Raw genomic sequence first — 20,711 nt, forward strand, 5'->3', positions numbered from 1 at the left:
CCTTTTTCATGTCACGACGACGCGGCCCACGGTGAGGGGCGCCTGCACGCCCGCCGTCTCGAGTGGGAGCCGCGCCGCGGTTCCCGCGGGCCTCAAGGCACCACGGCGTCCGCGGGTGCCGGCAACAGAGGCCGGGCCTTCAGCGCGGACAGCCGCTCCAGCACGTAGTCCAACATGCTCCGTGCCAGCGCGTGCTCGCCCATCACCACCCGGTCCACGCCCAGCGACTCCAGGTAGTCCCGCTCCTCGTCGCCATGCGTGCGCACCACCGCGGGAAGGGACGGATTCACGCCTTTCGCCTGCTCCACGATGGCGCGGGCCTGCAGCGCGTCCGGCGTGGCGACGATGAGGATGGACGCCGTATCCAGGTGCGCATGCTCCAGGATGCCGGGCACCGCGGCGTCCCCGTAGATGGCGGGCACACCCTCCTCACGGAGGCGCTCCACGTACTCGCGGTTCTGCTCCACGACCACGAAGGGAATCTTCTGCTCCGTCAGGCTCTGGCCAATCACGCCGCCCACGCGCCCGTAGCCAATCAACACCGCGTGCTCGCGCAGCTGCACGTCCCCCATGCCAATGGGCAGGTCGGACAGCTCGTCTTCCTCCGGGTCCATGCGCGCGGCGAACCGTGGGTGCCGGCGCAGCCACGCCAGCAGCGGATCAATGGTCTTGAAGACGAGCGGGTTGAGGGTGATGGACAGCAGGGCCCCCGACAACACCAGGCTCTGCCCCTCCTTCGGCAGCAGCCCGAGCGTGACGCCCAGCCCCACCAGGATGAAGGAGAACTCCCCAATCTGCGCCAGGCTCGCGGACACCGTGAGGGCGGTGTTCACCGGGTAGCGGAACGCCAACACGATGAAGAAGGCGGCCAGCGACTTGCCCAGGACGATGATGCCCAGCACGGCGAGGACCTCGAACGGCTGCTTCACCATCACCATCGGGTCGAAGAGCATTCCCACCGACACGAAGAACAGCACCGAGAACGCGTCCTGGAGCGGCAGCGAATCCTCCGCCACCCGGTGGCTGAGCTCCGACTCACTGACCACCACGCCCGCGAAGAAGGCGCCCAGCGCGAAGGAGACGCCGAAGAGCGCGGCGGCCCCGAACGCAATCCCCAGCGACACCGCCAGCACCGACAACGTGAACAGCTCGCGGGAGCCCGTCTTGGCCACCTGGGTCAGCAGCCAGGGCACCAGCCGCGTGCCGGCGACCACCATCAGGGCCACGAAGAGGCACACCTTCCCCAGCGTGAGGGCCAGGGTCCAGATGAGGCTGTCTCCAGCGGCCGCCGTCGCGGCCGTCTGCGTGTCGGCGGAGCCAAGGACGTTGCCCAGCGCGGGGAGAAGGACCAGGGCGAGCACCATCGCCAGGTCCTCCACAATCAGCCAACCCACCGCGATGCGGCCATTCACCGAATCGAGGATGCCCCGCTCCTCCAGGGCGCGCAGCAGCACCACGGTGCTGGCGGTGGACAGCGCGAGACCGAACACCAGGCCCGCGCCCAGGCTCCAACCCCACCAGTGCGAGACCACGGTCCCCATCACGGTGGCCGCCGCGATCTGCACGACGGCGCCCGGCACCGCGATGTTGCGCACGGCGAGCAGGTCCTTGATGGAGAAGTGAATCCCCACGCCGAACATCAGCAGGATGACGCCAATCTCCGCCAGCTGACCGGCAAGGCCCCCATCCGCGACGAAGCCCGGCGTGAACGGCCCCACGGCCACGCCCGCCAGGAGATAGCCCACCAAAGGTGGCAGCTTCAGCCAACGTGCGACGAACCCACCGACGAAGGCCAGTCCGAGTCCAACTGCGATGGTGGCGATGAGCGTGGTATCGTGAGGCACGGCGGAATCTCCCTGGGCGCTACGCGGAAGGGGGGTATGAAAAGCGGCGCGGCGAGAACTCCAGCCCTAGGGCGGAACCCTCGAACACCTTTCGATCATGGATGGTCTTGAGCGGACGCTCGTGCTGATGCAGTGAGATTCCGCCGGGCGGGAATCTACTACGGCGCGGGCTTGTTCCCAACCCTGATCCGCACGCGATGAGTGATGTGCCCGCCAGGTATCACTTCGAGTAGGCAACGCGCCATGTCACCCCCTGGGCGGTGCGTGGGCGCGTCCCCAGCTTGAGGAAGGAGCACATCCCCGCGGAGGTCCCCCATGCGTGCTCCCCTGCCCTGTGCCTTGATGTTGGCCCTGGCGCTCGCCGGAATGTCCGCCGCTGCCGCGGAGCACTCGGCCCCGACCCTGGATTCCCTGGCAGACGGTGCGTTGCTGCTCGACGGGCTGGGGACGCACGAGCGCCAGGTCACCACGGCCTCCCCCCAGGCCCAGGCCTTCTTCAACCAGGGCCTGCGGCTGGCGTATGGCTTCAACCACGACGAGGCCGCACGCTCGTTCGCCCGAGCCGCGCAGCTGGACCCCACCTGCGCCATGTGTTTCTGGGGCGTCGCGCTGGTGCTGGGCCCCAACTACAACATGCCCATGCTGGCGGAGAGTGCGCCCGCCGCCTGGGACGCCCTCCAGCGCGCCCGGCAGCTCGCCCCCCGTTCGACGCCGGTGGAGCAGGCCCTCATCACCGCGCTCGTCCAGCGCTACCCCGGCCCGGAGGCCCTGCCACCGGAGAAGATGGCTCCCTTCAACGAGGCCTATGCCAGCGCCATGGCGGACGTGGCCGCGCGCTACCCGGAGGACCTGGACGTGCAGACGCTCCATGCCGAGGCCCTCATGGACCGGAATCCCTGGAAGCTGTGGTCGCTGGACGGGGCGCCGGCTCCGGGCACGGAGCAGATTGTCGCCACGCTGGAGTCCGTGCTCACCCGGGACCCCCACCACCTGGGCGCGAACCACTATTACATCCACGCGGTGGAGGCCTCGCCGAACCCGGAGAAGGCGGAGCCTTCCGCGGACCGGCTGGGCGCGTTGGCACCGAAGGCGGGGCACATCGTCCACATGCCGGCCCACATCTACCAGCGCGTGGGCCGCTACGCGGATGCCTCGGAAAGCAATCGGAAGGCGGCGGCGGCGGACCTGGCCTACCAGAAGCAGGCGAAGCCGCGCGGCCACGTCTACCCCATGTACACGTCCCACAACTTCGGCTTCCTGGCGTACTCCGCGTCCATGGAGGGGCGGAAGCAGGAGACGTTGGAGGCGGCCCGGGCCTCGGCGAAACACTTCCCGCCGGAGCTGCTCACGATGATGCCAGGCATGGACTTCTTCGTGGCCCAGCCGCTGTTCGCCATGGTGCGCTTCGGGGACTGGGAGGGCCTCCTCGCCGAGCCCCGCCCGAACCCGAAGTACCCAGTCCAGACGGGCCTCTGGCTCCACGCGCACGGCATGGCGCTGGCGGCCACGGGACAGCTGCCACAAGCCCGCGCGGAGCTGGCCGAGCTGCGACAACTGGCCCGCACCGTGCCTCCAACCATGGCCGCGAACCTCAACACCGCAAAGGACGTTCTGGGCGTCGCGGTGCGCGTGTTGGAGGCCCGCGTGGCCCAGGCCGAGGGCCGGCCCCAGGCCCTGACGCTGTGGCGGGAAGCCGTCGACGCCGCGGACCGGCTCTCCTATGCCGAGCCCGCGGACTGGTTCTATCCGGTGCGCCACTACCAGGGCGCCGCGCTGCTGGAGGCCGGGCGCAGCCAGGAAGCGGAGGCCGTCTACCGCGAGGACCTGCGGCGCAACCCGAAGAATGGCTGGGGCCTGTTCGGCTTGACGCAGTCGCTCGAAGCGCAGGGACGCCATGAGGAGGCGGCTCGCACCCGCGCCGCTTTCGAGAAGGCCTGGGCGCGCGCGGACTTTCCGCTCACGACGACCGCGCCCTGATGGCAAGGGACACCCCCTGACACCCCGCCGCACCCGGACCGAGGCCCGGGTTGCGCGAGGCTCCGCATGGGGATAGGGAAGCAGGCCTCGTATGTCTGCGACCGCGGAGCTGCTCGATGCCGTCCGGGAGGAAGCGCGCCCGGACACCTGGTCTGCCGGCACGACGCTCGCTCGCGCGGGCGCCGTCTCGGTGCAGTCCGTGGATGAAGAAGAGGCCGTGCTGCGGGTGCGCGTGCCCAGCCGGCCCGCCCCCGTGAAGACAGTGCTCTACCTGGATGAAGCCATCTGGGAGTGCGACTGCCGCGGCCGGGTGGACCCCTGCGAGCACGTGGTCGCGGCGGCGCTGATTCTCCACCAGCATGCCACGGCACGGCGCGCCCCCGCGCAGCGTCCGGCCGCCCCCGCCGCGCGCCCAGGTGCGAACACCGTCACCAGGCCCAGCGCACCCGCGGCAGGCGCGCCGAAGCCGGAGCGCATGGTGTACCGGTTCAAGCGCGTGGACGGCGGGCTCCAGTTGGAGCGGCTGGTGGTGCGTCCGGACAACACCGCGCGACTGCTGGCGCGCAGCCTGGCCTCGCTGCTCACCAATCCCGTGGAGGCCGCTCGCATCCAGACGCAGCCGTGCGACCTGCTCGCGGATAAGCTGCTGCTGAAGCCCACCCGGGGCGCGCTGCCCCCCGAGCGGCTCAACGCGCTGCTGCGCGTCCTGGAGCCCGCGCGCACCGTGCTCTTCGACGGCGCCTTGGTGTCGGTGACGAGCGAGCCCCTCATGCCCCGCGTCACCGTGGAGGACCGCGGTGAGAACACGGTGCTCAAGGTGGAGAAGGACCCGCGCGTCACCGAGGTGGTGAGTCCCGGCCTCGCGCTGTGCAGCGGGACGCTCTGTCCCCTGGGGGAACAGGGCCTCACGGGGCCCTGGCTGGAGAAGCTGCCGCAGGAGCGCGCCTTCGCGCCCCACCAGATGGGAGACCTGACGGGAAAGGTGCTGCCGGACCTCGCGCGGCGCATGCCGGTGGATGTGCGAAGTCAACGGCTGCCGCCCATCGACCGCACGCTGAAGCCTCGCATCTCCCTGGAGCTGAACCAGCTCGACACCGGCCTCTCCGTGCTGCCGACGCTGGTGTATGGCTCGCCGCCGACCGTGCGCATCGACAGCGGACGCATGGTGTACCTGAAGGGCGCCGCGCCCGTGCGCGACGAGGCCGCCGAGCAGATGCTCATCCACCAGCTCCGCGACGAGCTGAACATGGCCCCCGGGCGGCGCGTCACGGTGCAGGGGAAGGAAGCCGTCCAGCTCGCCGACAAGCTGCGGCGCTGGCGCGGGGGCCTCACGGGGGATGGCGCGGCGGTGGTGACGAACCCGAACGTGCAACTGCGCCCGGTGCTCAAGGTGGACACGGGCGCCGTCACCGAGGGCGTGCCACACGTGGGCTTCTCCTTCGACTTCCAGGTGGAGGGCGAGGACCGGGAGTCGCCTCGCTCCGTGGATGCGGCGGCGGTCATGCGGGCCTGGGAAGAAGGGCTCGGGCTGGTGCCGTTGGAAGGTGGCGGCTGGGCGCCCCTGCCCGCGGAGTGGCTGAAGTCCCATGGCCAGCGCGTGGCGGACCTGCTGTCCGCGCGAGGCCGGGATGGCCGGCTCGCCAACCACGCCATTCCGCAGCTCACCGGCCTGTGTGAAGCGCTGGAGCACCCCTCCCCGCCGGGCCTGGAGCGGCTGGCGCCCCTGGTGAAGGGCTTCGAGAAGCTTCCCGAGCCGCAGCTACCGGAAGACCTCACGGCGACGCTGCGCGCGTATCAGCTCCAGGGCGTGAGCTGGCTCACCTTCCTCCGGCAGGCGGGGCTGGGCGGCGTGCTCGCGGACGACATGGGCCTGGGCAAGACGCTGCAGACCATCTGCACGCTGGGCCCGGGCACCCTGGTGGTGGCGCCCACGAGCGTGCTGCCCAACTGGGAGGCGGAGGTGAAGCGCTTCCGCCCCTCGCTGAAGGTCTCCGTGTACCACGGCCCCGGACGCGCGCTGGATGAGTCGGCCGACGTGACGCTGACGACGTATGCCCTGATGCGCCTGGACGCGGAGGTCCTGGGCGCGAAGCAGTGGAGCACCGTCGTGCTGGACGAGGCCCAGGCCATCAAGAATCCAGACAGCCAGGTGGCGCGAGCCGCGTATGGATTGCAGGCGGACTTCAAGCTGGCGCTGAGTGGCACGCCCATCGAGAACCGGCTGGAGGAGCTCTGGAGCCTGATGCACTTCACCAACCAGGGCCTGCTCGGCGGACGGAAGGACTTCGAGGAGCGCTGGGCGCGGCCGGTCGCGGACAATCACAAGGGCGCGGCGGAGCGGCTGCGGGCGCGCATCCGGCCCTTCATCCTGCGCAGGCTCAAGCGGGACGTGGCGCCGGAGCTGCCGCCCCGGACGGACGCCGTGCGCCACGTGACGCTCACGGAGCGCGAGCGCGCCGTCTACGACGCTGTCTACGCGGCGACGCGCGAGGAAGTGGTGTCTCAGCTCGAGGCGGGCGGCAGCGTGTTGAAGGCCTTGGAGGCCCTGCTACGGCTGCGGCAGGCGGCGTGCCACCCTGCCCTCGTGCCGGGCCAGCAGGCGAAGACCTCGTCCAAGGTGCAGGCCCTGGTGGAAGCACTGGGCACGGCGGTGGAGGACGGGCACAAGGCGCTCGTCTTCTCCCAGTGGACGTCGATGCTGGACCTCATCGAGCCCGCGCTCCAGGAAGCGGGTATCGGCTTCATCCGGCTGGATGGCAGCACGGCCAACCGAGGCGCGGTGGCGGCGTCCTTCCAGGACCCGAAGGGCCCACCGGTGATGTTGATTTCCCTCAAGGCGGGCGCGACGGGGCTCAACCTCACGGCGGCGGACCACGTCTTCCTCGTGGACCCGTGGTGGAACCCGTCCGTGGAAGCCCAGGCCGCGGACCGCGCGCACCGCATCGGTCAGCAGCGGCCCGTCATGGTGTACCGGCTGGTGTCCCAGGGGACGGTCGAGGAGAAGATTCTCACGCTCCAGGCGAAGAAGCGGGAGCTGTTCGAGGCCGCGCTCGGCGGCGGCTCCGGGGCCACCGCGCTTACGCGTGCGGACCTGATGCAACTCCTCGAGTAGCCGCCGTAAATCCCCCGGATGCCGGCATCCACCGGCGGCGCGACCTTCTCCAACGGTGCCGGCAAGCCCGACACCGTCGTCGCCCCCCTCTTGTTCAACCGCCCGCGGGACGCATCGTGAAGGACACGGCCTCCGTGCCGAGCATGTACTCGTCACCGTCCGAGACCTGCTGCCGTGTGATTCGCTCGTTGTTGAACCAGGTTCCGTTCGAGGAGTTGAGGTCCTCGATGAAGACCTCGTCCCCCACCCGCGTCACGACAGCGTGCTCGCGCGAGACACGCTCCGACTTCACGACGAGGCCGCAACGAGGACCCCGGCCAATCGTGAAGCGCTCCGTGGAGACGGCCACCGGCGCGCCTTGCGCCCACTGGACGAAGACCTCCAGCGGCGCGGGCGCCTTCACGATGTTGGTCGTCTCCGCCGACTGGTCCTCCAGAATCGTCGCGGCTTCGTCAGGTGGCCGGATCTTCGGCACAGGACGCGCCACCAGTGGACGTGCCGTCATCGGCGTCGCGACGGGTGCCTCCGCCTTGGGAGCCTCCGCGGGCTCATCCTCGATGCCCAGTGCCGCAAGCTCCGCGGCAATGTCGTCACTGGACACATCCCCCTTCACGCCGCTGCCCGCCGGTGCCTCGGCCTCATCGTCCGACGCAGCTTCTTCGGGCTCCGAGTCGTCTGAGTCTTCGGCGGACTCCTCGTCCGAGTCGTCCTCCGAATCCTCCTCCTCGGACGCATCGTCTTCCGAGCCCTCATCCGACGAATCGTCGGAATCCTCATCGTCAGCGTCGTCTGACTCCTCGTCATCGGAGTCGTCGGAATCCTCATCGTCGGCGTCGTCAGACTCCTCGTCATCGGAGTCGTCGGATTCCTCGTCGTCGGCGTCGTCTGATTGGGCGGCCAGCCCCTCCGACGGCTGCACGGAGGCCTCGACCTCCGCGAGAATCTCCTGCATCCGCGCGAGCACCAGCTCAGTGGAATTCACCTGCGCCACGGACAATGGCACCGAGGTGACGCCAGGAGGCTCCGTCGCGGGCTCCTCCGTCGCGTCGTCCGCCGAGAAGGCGCCCACGGCCGGGACAGCCGGAGCCTCCGTATCCGCCACCCCTGCCGCGACAGCCACCGGCTCCTGCGCGCCGGCCCCAGGATTGACGGGCGGCACAGCCGCTGCCACCGGTTCTGGGACCGGAGGCGCGACCACGCTCGACGCCGCCACGGGTGCAGCGGCCTGGACCACGGGCTCCGCAGCCGTCACGAGCCCACCGGCCACCTGCGCCTCCCCGCCCAGCGACACCACGGTGGGGGACACGTAGCCATTCTGGCGCGCGAGTTGGAACAGGGCCTGCGCCACCAGCGCCTCCCGGTCCACGCCCATGTCGCGACTCATCAATTCCAGCGCCCGCCACAGGCGCTCGGAGACTTCAATCGTCTGACGAATCCGCTTCATGACTACCCCCTCAGATTGGCCTGCCACGGAGACACGTGGTTCGCGTCGGTCAGCCAGAAGAACATCGCCTGCGTCTCCGCGTACTGCTCTTCGGCAATCCCCGCCAGATTGGGATGCAGCTCCTGGAGGGCAACCCCTTCGAAATCGAACGTTGGCAGGTCCGGGTCGATGCGACCACGGGCCCGCCGGTTGCGGCACTGCCACAGCCGCTGCGTGGCCTGCCCTGCCGCCTGACCGAAGTCGGCCGGAGGCGTCAGCGCATCCGGCATCCGAATCGAACCCTCCCCGCACGCCCACAAGAGCCAGGTCAGCGCGCTCCAGTCTCCACGGGCCGCGCGGGACAAGGCCGGAATCCCCATCCCCTTCGTGGACAGCGTCTCGTCGACATCCACCGAGTCACCATCCGCGTCCTCGACCTCCGTCTGCTCCAGTTCGACGGGCCCGTCCGGCAGCAGGGACGACACATCGGGCGGCAGCCAGGGCACGTTCGTGCCGGGCTTGAAGCGGGAGAGAATCTCCGCGCGCAGCAACTGGAGTCGAGTGGCGTACTTGCGGACCACGGCCTGCACCGCGTCCAGCTCCTTCGTGGGCCCGTCGGGGACCTCATCGAACGTGCAGTGCGCGGGCTCACGTCCCGGCCAGAACTCGAAGCGCGGAAACAGCACCCGCCCGTAGGCCGAGAGGAACTGCCACGAATCCGGCTCCGACGGCGCCAGCGCCTCCGCGTCCTTCCGCATCTGCTCGCCCAGCCCCAGGTTCGCCAGGATGAGGCTCCGGGTGAACAGGTACGCCGAGCGCTCCGGCGCGAGCAGCATCGCGGCCAGGATGAAGTCCAACGCCGCCCGGGGCCGGTCCTGCTGGTCGTGGAGGACCGCGAAGCCCCGAAGCAACATCGCGGCCTCCGCGCCACGCATCATCGCATCCGCCAACGCCGCCCGCTCATCCCCCGCGCTGCTCATCACGCCTTCGGCATTCTCACGAGCGCTCGCCTCCGTTCGAGGCAGGGTGAGCGACTCCAGCCATGCCTTCAGCGGGCCCGCATCCAGCGACACGGCGCTCGCCCGCGCCATGGCCAGCAGCGCCTCCCGGTATCGCCGGTCCGCCCGAGCCTGCTCGGCGAACGCGCGCCATTCCGCGGCGCTCCTCGGAAGGTTCGAGAACACCTCCGAGGCATCCAACGTCTCGTGGTCCTGGGCAACGCCCAGGTCCCGGGTGATGACGGCGTTGCCCTCCGCATCCAGTAGCTTCCACGTGCCGCACGCGAAGTCGTCCTCCATCTCCCCTTCGTCGAACCGCACCCGAGGGTCCGCGTACTCGTCCACGGCGCGGGAGTGATAGCGGCCATGCCGGCTGCCTTCGTGGAATTCGCTCTCCCAGAGGAGCTGTCCCTCCCGGTCCCAGAATCGGCACAGCCCGTGCCGCTCGGCCTTCGCGTTGAGCGACACGGACGCCCACTGGTCCTGGTCCTCGCGGTACTCAGCCTTCTCAGGGAGGTTCGCGGGCCGCGTGGGGTACGGCTCTCCGGTGGAGGGCACCACGCGTTCGCCGGCGCCGTTGTAGTGCAGCACCTGCGTCACGCGACCGTTCGCGTAGACCATCACCGTGCGGCGGACCTTCTCGCTGACGCCGTTCTCATGCATCCGCTCGGTGGTGAATTGGTCGGACGCGTACCAGGTGCGCGGGCCGTGCAGGTGGCCCTGCTCGAACGCGCCATCCTGGGACACCTCCCCGCTCTCATGGAAGCGCTTGAAGGGGCCGTGGGGCTTGCCGTGGACGAAGATGCACTCGTTGCAGAGGGTTCCATCGGCGCGCCAGTACTTCCAGGGGCCGTGCTTCTCACCCTCCTCGTCGGTGTCGCCGAAGCACCACTCCTCGTCGCCGGCGTCCCATTCCGCGTGGGGCGGAATGCCAGGCGGCGGCGTCCCCTCCTCCGTCAGCTTGCGGTTCGCCGCCCGCTGCTGCTCGACGGCCAGGTCCACGGAGTCCAGCTTGCTCAGCCAGGCCGCGAACGCCGAGGCCGACATCGCGCCCGAGGCGCGCCGGACCTCGACGCCATCCTTGAAGGCCACCAGCGTGGGAATGGAGCGAATCTCCATCCGGCCGGAGACCTCTTCCTGCGCCTCCGTATCGAGCTTGCCGAAGGTGATGTTCGGGAACTCCTTCGCGGCGGCCTCGAAGGTCGGCGCGAAGCCGCGGCAGGGACCACACCACTCCGCCCAGAAGTCCACCACGCACACCCCGGCCTCCTGGGTGATGCGCTCGAAGTTCTCCTGGGTCAACTCAACGGTCTGTCCTGCCACGGCGACTCCCTTGCGAGATGCGTGGGACGATAGAAATGAGCGAGGGCCCTCACGTCAACGGCGCAGTTCACGAACGGCGCACGCGACGCTCGAACACCGCCAAGCTCGGGAATCCACACGCGAATCCCGTCTCAGAAAGCGAAAAAGCCCAAACCTTGAGAAGAACGTGCCCACGAAATACGGCGTGAGCCGCTCGGAGCGCGGGACACCGCCAGTAGAATCCGTGAATGAAAGCCGCCGACGACGAGCCCTACGCCCTCTTCCGGCGTCGCCCAGGGTCTCACGACGGAAGTCGTCGGGAAGCTGCTGCGCCCCTGGCTCGAGGGGTCCGCCCCACCTGGGAGAGGTCACCACGACCCCGGGTGAAACAGCCCCGCGAAACTCCTGAAACAATTACAATACCGGTAGGTCGCTGAGCGAAGGGCCTTCCGCGAATTCAACGGCAGCTGCATCCGTCATCGGGCGGATCGCCGCCAACGTTCTTCATCAGGCTCGGGTATACACGTTGCGTCATGAGTCGCTCATCCTTGGTCGGAACAGTGCTGGGGCAGAAGTATCGACTGCGCCAGCGGATTGGCGTGGGGGGGATGGGCACCGTCTACGAGGCGGAGCAACTGGACGTAGGGCAAACCGTGGCCGTCAAGGTGCTCCGGCAGCACCTCCTCGGTGAGCCGGCCGTGCACGCACGCTTCCGCCGCGAGGCCCAGGCCACCGCGGGCGTGAAGCATCCGAACATCGTCGAGGTGATGGACTTTCACGACGCACCAGATGAACCGCCGTTCCTGGTGATGGAGTTGCTGAAGGGCCAGACGCTGAAGTCGCTGCTGAAGAAGGAAGGCCCCCTGCCCGTGGGACGCGCGGCGGCCATTGCCCACCAGTTGGCGACCGCGCTGGTGGCGGCGCATCACGCTGGCGTCGTCCACCGCGACATCAAGCCCGACAACATCTTCCTGGTCGACTCGGGGACCGAAGCCCTCCACGTGAAGCTGCTGGACTTCGGTGTCGCGCGGCTCATGCATGAAGACGACGCCACCGCGCTGGGCACGGAGTCTGGCGCCTGGGTCGGCACGCCGTCGTACATGGCCCCCGAGCAGATCCGCTGCCGCCCTGTCGACGGACGCGCGGACATCTACTCGCTGGGCGCCTGCCTGTACCAGATGGTGACGGGACAGCGGCCCATCGACGTGGCGGACAACGTGGCCCTGCTCTCCGCCGTCATGCACCAGGTGCCTGCTCCGCTCAGCGGCGTGCGCACGGACGTGCCGGACGGTTTCTCCCAGGTGGTGGCGCGCACGCTGGAGAAGGACCCGGCCACGCGCTACGCGGATTCCCACGAGCTGGCCCAGGCGCTCGAGCCCTGGATTCGCGCCGCCCCCGTGGCGGCCCCTTCGCCCCCTCAGCCTGAAGTCGCAAGCGCCGCTCCCCCGGAGCCCGCGAACACTGCACCGGTGCCCTCAACGCCTGTCCCGGCGGAACACGCCGCCACGGCGCACACGCGCTCCGGCCCGGAGCCCGTCCTCATCGCGGCGGAACACATCCCCCCGCCGCACACGCGCTCCCGCCTGCAGACCCTCCTCATGGTCGCCAGCGCGCTGGCGGTGGGCCTCGCCGCAACGGGAGGGCTCGTCTTGACCGCCTCCGGGATGATGCCCACGGAGGAGCCCGCCCGCCTCCGTGCCGTCGAGCTGCCCCGCCTGACGGAGAACGGCACAGCAGCGCCCGCGCCCCGCGGGTACGCGGACGGCTGGGTCGCCGAGTCCATTGAAGGGCGCCTGCCCGCGCTCGACAGCTGCTACGCGCGAAACGGCGAAGACGCCGCATGCCGTCAGGACACCTACGCCGTGGTCTACTCCCCCGAAGGCATCGTCCTCGGAGCACGCATGCACCCGCCCCAGCTCATCCCGCTCGCCCAGTGCATCAACAAGGCGCTCCGGGGGCTCTCCCTGGGCAAGCCACGCCAAGCCATCGCCGGCGCCGCCACGGTCACGCTCAGGCGGGAGTAATCCCTCTCAAGGGAATCAGAACCACAACTCCTCGACTTCTCCCGGCGTGAAGCCCGGCTCCTGGAAATAGACGCGCCCCTGCGAATTGAGCGCTTTGTGAAGGAACTCCGTCAGCGAGGCGGCGACACACACGCCAGTCCGTGACTGAGCGCTTTCCACCCAATAGAGCGGGAGCTTCCCCGGCTGCTGTGAGTTGGAACGGTAGGCCAGGAAGCCGTGTTCGCCCACGTCACAGAAGCGCGTCCATCCGTGCGGGTAGCCGCGGGATTGCGAATCCGCCTGATGGGTCTTGTTCCAGCGCGTCCCGTCGTGGAACTCCAGCGCCCCCGACGCCCGGATACGGTACACGGCCGCGTCCCCCTGGCCGAAGAGCGACGCGCCGTCGCATGCGGCGTAGAACTGGCTGATGTCCGCCGGGATTCCACCGTCGCCCCACAGGTCACACCACTCGCTGTGACGATCCTCCGGGAGGGGCTTGGCCATGTGGTGCTCGTCCTCGACGCGCCGGAGCATCGCATCCAGCCCCAGGTCCTCGTGGACCACCCAGCCCGGCACCGGCCGCAGCGCCAGCGTCTCCGCGGACTGGAGCGTCCCCATGAAGCCCGCCGTCAAAGCCATCCGTGCATTCACCATCCCTGAATCGGTGGCCACCGCGAGCAGGAGCGACACCCGGGACAGCCCGGTGGGCAATCTGTCACTGGAAAGGGTTTCGCCCTTCTCCGTGGCGTCGGGCTTGCCCAGCGCCTGGGCCTCCAGCATCGGATTGGGAAAGTCATATTCGCCCGTCAATTGATTGCGCAGGAAGGGGAACAGCTTGCCAATCCAGCCATTGAAGGTATCGCGGCCATAGGCGTGGTGCAGTTTGTAGATGGCTTGCCAGAACTCGCGGTCCTCCCGTCCCTCGGAAGCCCGGATGAACTGGTCGCACAGCGGCAGCAGGTGCCGGGCCCAGGTTTCCATGCCGTACCGAGGAAGCTGTCCGACCTTGTCCCGCAGCTTGCGCCAGTCCTCCGGTGAGCCCTCGAGCGTGATGGTGGGAATGCCGCAGATGCACATCACCACGTAGTCGAAGTACTCCCGCATCGCATCCATCAGCACGATTTGACTGACCACGCGCTCCACCGGCCCCGTCGTGGAGAAGTCGCACACCATCAGGTCGTGCAGCGCGGGCGAGTGCCCTTGAATCATCCCGGAGAAGTCGTCCACGACGCCGGGCCAGAAATCATCCGATGCGAGGTCCGTCTGGGACGCGTCGCGTGTCACCACCAACTGCTTGCGCCCCTGGTGACGTACCAGGTCGAAGCGCAGCGCCTCCGCGTTGCGGGTGATGTGCAGGGCCAGGCCCTGGGCGATGGTGATCCAGAGGATGTCCGGAGACAGCACCAATGGGCGGTGCCCGCTGAAGGCCAGATGCACCGCGAAGAGCAGTGGATGGGTCGCCTTGGGACGCACGAACCGCGCCTCGCGATGGGAGGCCCCGAGCACCTTGGCATCCAACCGCCCACGCAGGGCATCGGTGAGTCCGACCTCTTCCAAGGGCAGTACGGCGGGCTTCACGGCATCGACGGCGAACGTCACGCGATGGGGCATGCACGCATTACATCGCGCGTGCTCGGATGACGGCAAGTGCCCCATCGAGCGTGAAGGCAGACAGCGCTCCGGCTGGAAACCTCCAGCGGCGCGCGGAGATTGGCACCCGCCCCACAACGGGGCACGGCAACGACAGACCGATGCGCTACTGTCACGCAGCCGTGGCATCTGCGACACCGCGTCCATCAACTGAGGGGTTCATGCTCCGTTCAAGAAGGTTTTCCCACTCCATCCTGCTGCTACTTCCGCTGCTGCTGGCCCTGACCCAGACGGCCTGCGGCGGCGACACGCCCGAGCCCCGCCAGGATGCAGGCATCCAGACGCCCGACGCGGGGACGGGCGACGCGGGCACCGATGACGCGGGCACCGATGACGCGGGCACCGATGACGCGGGCACCAAGCCGGAAGACGCGGGCACCGACGACGCAGGCACCGACGACGCGGGCACTGAGCCGGAGGACGCGGGCACCGACGACGCGGGCACGGAGCCGGAGGACGCGGGCACGGGTGAGGAGGACGGAGGCTCGGGTCCGGCGGACGGGGGCAGCGGAGACGCGGGCACGGAACCGGATGATGCGGGCACCGACGACGCAGGCACGGAGCCGAACGACGCGGGCATTGATGACGCGGGTACGGACGACGCAGGCACAGGCGAGGACGGAGGCTCGGGCCCGACGGACGGGGGCACCGGAGACGGGGGCACGGAGCCACCGGAGTGCCCGTTCGGGCCGCCGGATGGCGGTGTCTCGAACCCGGGCGACCCGACCATCGTCCAGGACCCGACCGCGGACATCCTGGACCGGCTGCGGGCCATTCCCGGCCTCACCGTCGCGGAGAACCCCAACGGCGTCACGGTCCCCGCGGGTCACCGCTTCTTTGTCATGGAGTACGACCAGCCCGCCGACCACGCACGCCCCGAGTGCCAGCGATTCAAGCAGCGATTGGTCCTGCTGCACCGTTCGGTCACGGCGCCCATGGTCTTCTACGCGAGCGGCTACTACGTGACCCTGAACGCGGGCCGTCGCGAGCTGACGACGTTGCTGGCCGCCAACCAGCTCTCCATCGAGCACCGCTTCTTCCTGCCCAGCCGTCCGGAGCCCGCGGACTGGAGCCAGCTCACCATCAAGCAATCGGCGGACGACTTCCACCGGGTCGCTCAGGCAATCAAGCAAATCTATTCCGCGTCCTGGGTGTCCACGGGCGTCAGCAAGGGCGGAGAGACCATGGTGTTCTACCGCCGGTTCCACCCGGAGGACGTGGACGCGACGGTGGCCTATGTGGCGCCGCTCGTGCGCGGCGAAGATGAGCGGTTCCCCGCCTTCCAAGCCGCCGTGGGAGGCCCGGAGTTGGAGTGGTGCCGCGAGCAAATCCACACCTTCCAGCGCGCCGTGCTGAACCGCCGCCAGGAGATGGTGGCGCTGCTGCGCGCCCATGCCGTGAACCAGGGCCTCACCTACAACCAGCTTGGCTTCGAGCGGGCCCTGGAGCACGCCGTCATCGAGACGTACTTCGCCTTCTGGCAGTACTCCCTCCCCCAGTACTGCGACGCGTTCCCGGATGACACGGCGTCGCCTGAGTACATGCTGGACATCATTGACTGGGCGGTGGGCCTTGAAGCGTTCTCCGACAACAGCAGCTCCGGCATTGCCGCGTACTCCCCCTACTACTACCAGGCGGGTCTGGAGCTGGGCTGGCCCAAGCCCTACGAGGCACACCTGGGCAGCCTCATCCAGCACCCCGGAACGGACATCGCGCCGGTGTACTCGACGCCCGGCGTCCCGGTCGTGTTCCGGCCCCAGGCCATGCAGGACATCGAGGACTGGCTCGTGACGCATGGCGAGCGGGTGATGTTCATCTATGGCGACCTGGACCCGTGGACGGCGGCGGCGTTCCCGCTCGGAAACGCTCAGGACGCCTTCGTGTTCACCGTTCCGGGCGGCAACCACGGAAGCACCATCAACCAGCTCCCCACCACCCTTCGGGTCCAGGCCCAGGACATCGTGCGGCGCTGGGCAGGCGTCCCGTCACTGAAGCACGCCCCGGTGCCGCTCCCGGAGGCCGACACCGTCGAGTTCGGTCCGCACCTGCCGCCCCGGCGACTGCAACCGCCTCCGGCCCCGTAGCCCATGGCGAACGCCGCTCACCGGAGAAGCCGTTCCGGTGAGCGGCTGAATCCATCCAAGCCACCCACGGCCGCGGCCCCGTACCGAGCCGTATCGTGGGCACGCTTCGACGGAGCGCCGTCCAGCTTCACGGCCCGGCCCGTCACGCGCGGCGCCCTCGTGCCCTGAATGTGGCACCGGCCCTACGCTGACGTGTCATCCCTCCCACTGACGTGTCAGCGCCGCGCGATACACGGCGGCTCGCTCGCCAAACATCGAAAATCACATACATTTGAGCAGCAACAACCGTGGCACGTGTCGTGCTCAAGCCACGGAGCGATGCTGCTCCACAAGCACCTCACCCCCGAGCTGAAGTCCCGGCTCGAACGGCTCACGACACGCAACGGCTGGACGCTCCGGAAGGCCATCCAGAGTGGCCTGGACCATGGAGACTCCCAGATGGGTGTCTACGCGGGTGACAGCGAGTCCTACGCGCTCTTCTCCCCGCTGCTGCATCCCATCATCCGGGACCATTCGGGCCATGACCTGAGCGGACACACGAGTGACTTCTCACTCGACGGGCTGCCCCAGGACGACCTGGACCCCACGGGCGAGTTCATCCTCTCCACGCGGGTCCGCGTCGGACGGAACCTGGCCCGGTATGCCTTTCCTCCGGCCATTGGCGCCAGGGACAGGGCCGCGCTGGAAGCCGAGGTCGTCCAGGTCCTCTCCGGCCTGAGGGGCCACCTCGCGGGCGAATACCATCCCCTGGCCAGCCTCTCCGAGGCGGAGCGGCGGGAGCTGGTGCAACACCACGTCCTGTTCCAGCAGTCGGACCGCTTCCTGGACAGCGCGGGCGTCAACCGCGACTGGCCGCGCAACCGCGGCATCTTCCACTCCGCGGACATGCGCTTCATCGTCTGGGTCGGGGAGGAAGACGCCCTGCGCATCATCAGCATGCAGCCCGGCTCCGGGCTGGCGCAGACCTACCTGCGGCTCCAGACGGCGCTCGAGCAGCTCGACGGGCAGCTCGACTTCGCCCAGGACTCACGGCTGGGCTTCCTCACGGCGTGCCCCACCAACCTGGGCACCGCCATGCGAGCCTCCGTCCTCATCCGCCTGCCCCACCTGTCACGGCGGCCGGACTTCCGCGCGCGGTGTGCCCGTCTGGGGCTCGCGGTGAGGGGCCTGCACGGCGAACACTCCGAAGCCCGGGACGGCATCCATGACGTCTCCAATGCCACCCGTCTGGGCGTCACCGAGCGGGACATCTACGAACAGCTTCGGACGGGCATCCACGCGCTCATGGAGATGGAATCCGCGGCACGAAAGCGTGGCCCCCCGAAGGCGGCGCCCGGGAACTGAAAGCCCCCGGAGCGCCTCGCATCGCGCTCAGGACTTGGGAATCCAGCCATCCACGAGCGCCTGGTTCTTCTTCACCCACTCCCGGGTGGCCTTCTCCGGCGCGTCCTCGGCCTCGGCGATGGCGCCCATCAGGCTGCCGAGCTGCTGGTCATCCAGCTTGAAGTTGCGCAGCAGCGTCGCGACGTCGGGCAGGTCCTTCTCCAGGCCCACGCGGGTGAGCGTGTGGATGGACTCCTTGGCGCCATAGACACCCTTCGGGTCATCCAGGAACTTCAGGTACCAGCGCGCGAACTTCCAGTGCGGCTTCCAACCGGTGACCACCACGGGGCGCTTCTTGCCGATGGCGTCCTTGAGCTCCGCGGTCATCGCCGGGCCGCTGGAGGGCACCAGCTTCAGGTCCAGCTTGTACTCCGCGATGGCCTTCTCCGTCGTCGTCATGATGCCCGCGCCAGAGTCGATGCCCACGATGGACTGGTTCAGGTCCTTCGCCTTGCCGTTGAGCTGCTCGATGCTGGTGATGTCCAGGTCCGCCGGGACGACCAGGCCAATCCGGGCGTCCTCGTAGTTGGTGCCCAGGTCCACCACCTTGCCCTGGAAGCGCTCCATGTAGCTCTGGTGGGTGACGGGCAGCCAGCCATCCAGGAAGGCATCCGCGTCGCCGTTGGCGAGCGAGGCGAACACCGGGGCGACGTCCGCCATGGTGGTCTTCACCTCGTAGCCCATGCGGTCCTCCAGGATGGCCTGGACCAGATGCGTCATGGCCACGCCTTCGGCCCAGTTCACGTACACCAGCCGGACCACGGGCTTCTTCGCGGGGGTGGGCGCCTCGGTGTCACCCGCGGCGGGCGCCTTGTTCTCCTGCTTGCATCCGGGGGCGACGAGCAGCCCCGCCACGGCCGTGAGCAGCAGGGGCAGACGATTGAGAGAGGACATGTTCACGGGACGGGTCTCCTTCATGATGAGCGCGCCCGGGGCTTGCCCAGCGCGTGAGTCAGGCGGTCCAACACGATGGCCAGGATGACCACCGCGATGCCGCTCTCGAAGCCCAGCCCGATGCGGAGCTGGGTGATGCCCTTCAGGACCTGCTCGCCCAGTCCCCCCGCGCCAATCATGGCGGAGATGACCACCATGGACAGCGACAGCATGATGGTCTGGTTCACTCCAGCCAGCAGCGTGGGGACGGCGATGGGGAGCTGGACGTTGAGCAGCGTCTGACGCGGCGTCGCGCCGAACGCGATGGCGGCCTCCACGACTTCGGTGGGCACCTGCCGGATGCCCAGGTTGGTGAGGCGCACCGCGGGCGGCATGGCGAAGATGACGGTGGCCACCACGCCGGGCACCTTCCCCAGCCGGAAGAAGAGCACCGCGGGGATGAGGTAGACGAAGGCGGGCATCGTCTGCATCAGGTCCAGGGCGGGCCGCAGCACCCGCTCCACGACGCGGCTGTACGCGGCCCAGATGCCCAGGGGGATGCCCAGCACCAGCGCCACCATCGCCGAGCTGAGGACCAGCGCCAGCGTCTCCATGGTGGCCTTCCAGAGGCCCATGTCCTGGATGAGCAGCATGCCCAGCGCCGTGAAGACGGCCGTGCCCAGGCCGGACAGGCGCCAGGCGAGCACCATCAACACCGCGATGATGGCGTAGCTGGGCGGCAGGAGCAGCGCGCTCTCCAAGCCGTTGATGCAGGCCGTGAGCACCGAACGGATGGCGTCGAACACCGGCGCGCCACGCGTGCCCAGCCAGTCAATCAGCTCCTCGAAGCCCTCGCCGATTCTCAGTGTGCTCATGTCAGTGCTGCTCCCCCGCGATGCTGGCCAGCAGCGTGGCGCGGCTCACGATGCCCAGGAACGACTGGTCCTCGGCGACGACTGCGATGGGAATCTGAGTCGTGGCCGCCACCGCCACCAGCTTCGCCAGCGGCGTATCCGGTGACGTGGTGGGCAAGTCGGTGACGAGCGCCCCCTCCAGGCTGTGCTTGTTCTCCGCCATGAGCCGCAGCGTGTCCTCGATGCGCACCAGGCCCACCAGCTTGCGGGCCTGGTTGGTCACGAAGAGCGTGGAGGTGCCCGACTCGCGCATGCGCTTGACGGCCAGGGCGGGCCCGTCCTTCGGGTGCACCACCGACTCCGGCCGCCGCATGATGGTCCGCGCGGTGAGGACCTTGGTGCGGTCCACGTGCTCCACGAAGGCGCGCACGTAGTCGTCCGCGGGGCTCCTGAGGATTTCCTCCGGCGTGCCGAGCTGCGCGATGCGTCCGTCCTTCATGATGACGATGCGCCCACCCAGCTTCAGCGCCTCATCCAGGTCATGGGTGATGAACACGATGGTCTTGTTCATCCGGGACTGGAGCTCCAACAGCTCGTCCTGCATCTGCCGGCGGATGAGCGGGTCCAACGCGCTGAAGGCCTCGTCCATGAGCAGGATTTCCGCGTCGGTGGCAATGGCCCGCGCCAGCCCCACGCGCTGCTGCATGCCGCCGCTGAGCTCGCGAGGCAGCTTCTCCTCGTAGCCCTTCAGGCCCACCAGCTCGAGCGCCTGCATCGCCTTGGGCCGCGACTCCCGCCGCTCCAGGCCCTGCATCTCCAGCCCGTACTCCACGTTCCGGATGACGCTGCGGTGGGGCAGCAGGCCGAAGTTCTGGAACACCATGGCCATCTTCCGGCGCCGGACGTCCAGCAGGCCCGCCCTGTCCGCCCGGGTGACGTCCACGCCGTCCACGTGCACGCTGCCGGCGGAGGGCTCGATGAGGCGGTTGAGGCAGCGGAGCACCGTGGACTTGCCGCTGCCGGACAGGCCCATGATGACGAAGATTTCGCCGGCCTTCACATCGAACGAAGCCTCCTGGATGGCGACGGTGCAACCCGTCTCCTCCAGGATCTGCTGCTTGCTCTGCCCCTTCTCCAGCAGGGCAATGGCCCGCTCCGGGTTGCCGCCGTAGATCTTCCGCAAGCCACGGACTTCAATCTTCTCCATG

General features: G+C 68.9%; 12 protein-coding genes. 5 read left to right on the forward strand and 7 right to left on the reverse strand.

All coding sequences use genetic code 11. The annotated features are described in order from the left end of the window. Positions 1-92 precede the first annotated feature (92 nt). A complete protein-coding gene (gene ybaL / locus BLU09_RS13120; protein ID WP_090489788.1) occupies positions 93-1,844 on the reverse strand; it encodes a YbaL family putative K(+) efflux transporter in 1,752 nt (583 codons plus the stop codon). Between the two features lie 315 nt (positions 1,845-2,159). Between ybaL and BLU09_RS13125 the strand changes: the two genes are divergently transcribed. Continuing rightward, the gene (locus BLU09_RS13125) at positions 2,160-3,821 is read left to right on the forward strand and encodes a tetratricopeptide repeat protein (RefSeq protein WP_244171675.1); all 1,662 of its coding nucleotides are present in this window, start codon (positions 2,160-2,162) and stop codon (positions 3,819-3,821) included. A 91-nt stretch (positions 3,822-3,912) separates the two neighbouring features. Beyond that, positions 3,913-6,933, forward strand: a complete 3,021-nt coding sequence (locus BLU09_RS13130; protein ID WP_090489790.1) for a DEAD/DEAH box helicase — start codon at positions 3,913-3,915, stop codon at positions 6,931-6,933. 94 nt (positions 6,934-7,027) lie between these two features. Here BLU09_RS13130 and BLU09_RS13135 read toward each other — a convergent pair whose 3' ends face one another. Then, positions 7,028-8,377: an FHA domain-containing protein gene (locus BLU09_RS13135; protein WP_090489792.1), complete on the reverse strand. Its 1,350-nt coding sequence runs from the start codon at positions 8,375-8,377 to the stop codon at positions 7,028-7,030. Positions 8,378-8,379: 2 nt separating this feature from the next. Then, on the reverse strand, positions 8,380-10,677 hold the full coding sequence (trxA, locus tag BLU09_RS13140) for a thioredoxin (protein ID WP_090489794.1): 2,298 nt from the start codon (positions 10,675-10,677) through the stop codon (positions 8,380-8,382). Positions 10,678-11,189: 512 nt separating this feature from the next. Between trxA and BLU09_RS13145 the strand changes: the two genes are divergently transcribed. Continuing rightward, positions 11,190-12,680 carry a serine/threonine-protein kinase gene (locus BLU09_RS13145; RefSeq protein ID WP_090489796.1) on the forward strand — a complete coding sequence of 497 codons (1,491 nt, stop codon included), beginning with the start codon at positions 11,190-11,192 and terminating at the stop codon, positions 12,678-12,680. A gap of 15 nt (positions 12,681-12,695) precedes the next feature. On the opposite strand, the gene BLU09_RS13150 is transcribed toward BLU09_RS13145, so the two are convergent. Beyond that, the gene (locus BLU09_RS13150; RefSeq protein WP_090489798.1) at positions 12,696-14,270 is read right to left on the reverse strand and encodes a DUF4419 domain-containing protein; all 1,575 of its coding nucleotides are present in this window, start codon (positions 14,268-14,270) and stop codon (positions 12,696-12,698) included. Between the two features lie 200 nt (positions 14,271-14,470). Between BLU09_RS13150 and BLU09_RS13155 the strand changes: the two genes are divergently transcribed. Both BLU09_RS13155 and BLU09_RS13160 read left to right on the forward strand, forming a co-directional pair. Continuing rightward, entirely contained in the window at positions 14,471-16,393 is a 1,923-nt protein-coding gene (locus tag BLU09_RS13155; protein ID WP_373284023.1) for a S28 family serine protease, read from the forward strand. A 318-nt stretch (positions 16,394-16,711) separates the two neighbouring features. Continuing rightward, entirely contained in the window at positions 16,712-17,737 is a 1,026-nt protein-coding gene (locus BLU09_RS13160; protein WP_090489802.1) for a phosphagen kinase, read from the forward strand. Positions 17,738-17,764: 27 nt separating this feature from the next. Here the strand turns inward: BLU09_RS13160 and BLU09_RS13165 are convergent, their stop codons facing one another. From BLU09_RS13165 to BLU09_RS13175, 3 genes are read right to left on the reverse strand one after another with little or no spacing between them, the layout of a single operon-like run. Further along, complete coding sequence (locus tag BLU09_RS13165; protein WP_244171676.1) at positions 17,765-18,670, reverse strand: glycine betaine ABC transporter substrate-binding protein; 906 nt, start codon at positions 18,668-18,670, stop codon at positions 17,765-17,767. A 20-nt stretch (positions 18,671-18,690) separates the two neighbouring features. After that, on the reverse strand, positions 18,691-19,524 hold the full coding sequence (locus tag BLU09_RS13170) for an ABC transporter permease (RefSeq protein WP_090489806.1): 834 nt from the start codon (positions 19,522-19,524) through the stop codon (positions 18,691-18,693). A gap of 1 nt (position 19,525) precedes the next feature. Further along, entirely contained in the window at positions 19,526-20,710 is a 1,185-nt protein-coding gene (locus tag BLU09_RS13175) for a quaternary amine ABC transporter ATP-binding protein (protein WP_090489807.1), read from the reverse strand. Position 20,711 lies beyond the last annotated feature (1 nt).

Origin of the sequence: Myxococcus virescens (assembly GCF_900101905.1) — a bacterium.
Lineage (GTDB): Bacteria > Myxococcota > Myxococcia > Myxococcales > Myxococcaceae > Myxococcus > Myxococcus virescens.

Excerpts from the sequence above, each read along its gene's own strand:
- BLU09_RS13170 (WP_090489806.1), bottom strand. The coding sequence starts at position 19,524 with ATGAGCACACTGAGAATCGGCGAGGGCTTCGAGGAGCTGATTGACTGG.
- BLU09_RS13160 (WP_090489802.1), top strand. The coding sequence starts at position 16,712 with ATGCTGCTCCACAAGCACCTCACCCCCGAGCTGAAGTCCCGGCTCGAA.
- BLU09_RS13165 (WP_244171676.1), bottom strand. The coding sequence starts at position 18,670 with ATGTCCTCTCTCAATCGTCTGCCCCTGCTGCTCACGGCCGTGGCGGGG.
- BLU09_RS13145 (WP_090489796.1), top strand. The coding sequence starts at position 11,190 with ATGAGTCGCTCATCCTTGGTCGGAACAGTGCTGGGGCAGAAGTATCGA.
- BLU09_RS13175 (WP_090489807.1), bottom strand. The coding sequence starts at position 20,710 with ATGGAGAAGATTGAAGTCCGTGGCTTGCGGAAGATCTACGGCGGCAAC.
- BLU09_RS13150 (WP_090489798.1), bottom strand. The coding sequence starts at position 14,270 with ATGCCCCATCGCGTGACGTTCGCCGTCGATGCCGTGAAGCCCGCCGTA.
- BLU09_RS13130 (WP_090489790.1), top strand. The coding sequence starts at position 3,913 with ATGTCTGCGACCGCGGAGCTGCTCGATGCCGTCCGGGAGGAAGCGCGC.
- BLU09_RS13135 (WP_090489792.1), bottom strand. The coding sequence starts at position 8,377 with ATGAAGCGGATTCGTCAGACGATTGAAGTCTCCGAGCGCCTGTGGCGG.
- BLU09_RS13155 (WP_373284023.1), top strand. The coding sequence starts at position 14,471 with ATGCTCCGTTCAAGAAGGTTTTCCCACTCCATCCTGCTGCTACTTCCG.
- BLU09_RS13125 (WP_244171675.1), top strand. The coding sequence starts at position 2,160 with ATGCGTGCTCCCCTGCCCTGTGCCTTGATGTTGGCCCTGGCGCTCGCC.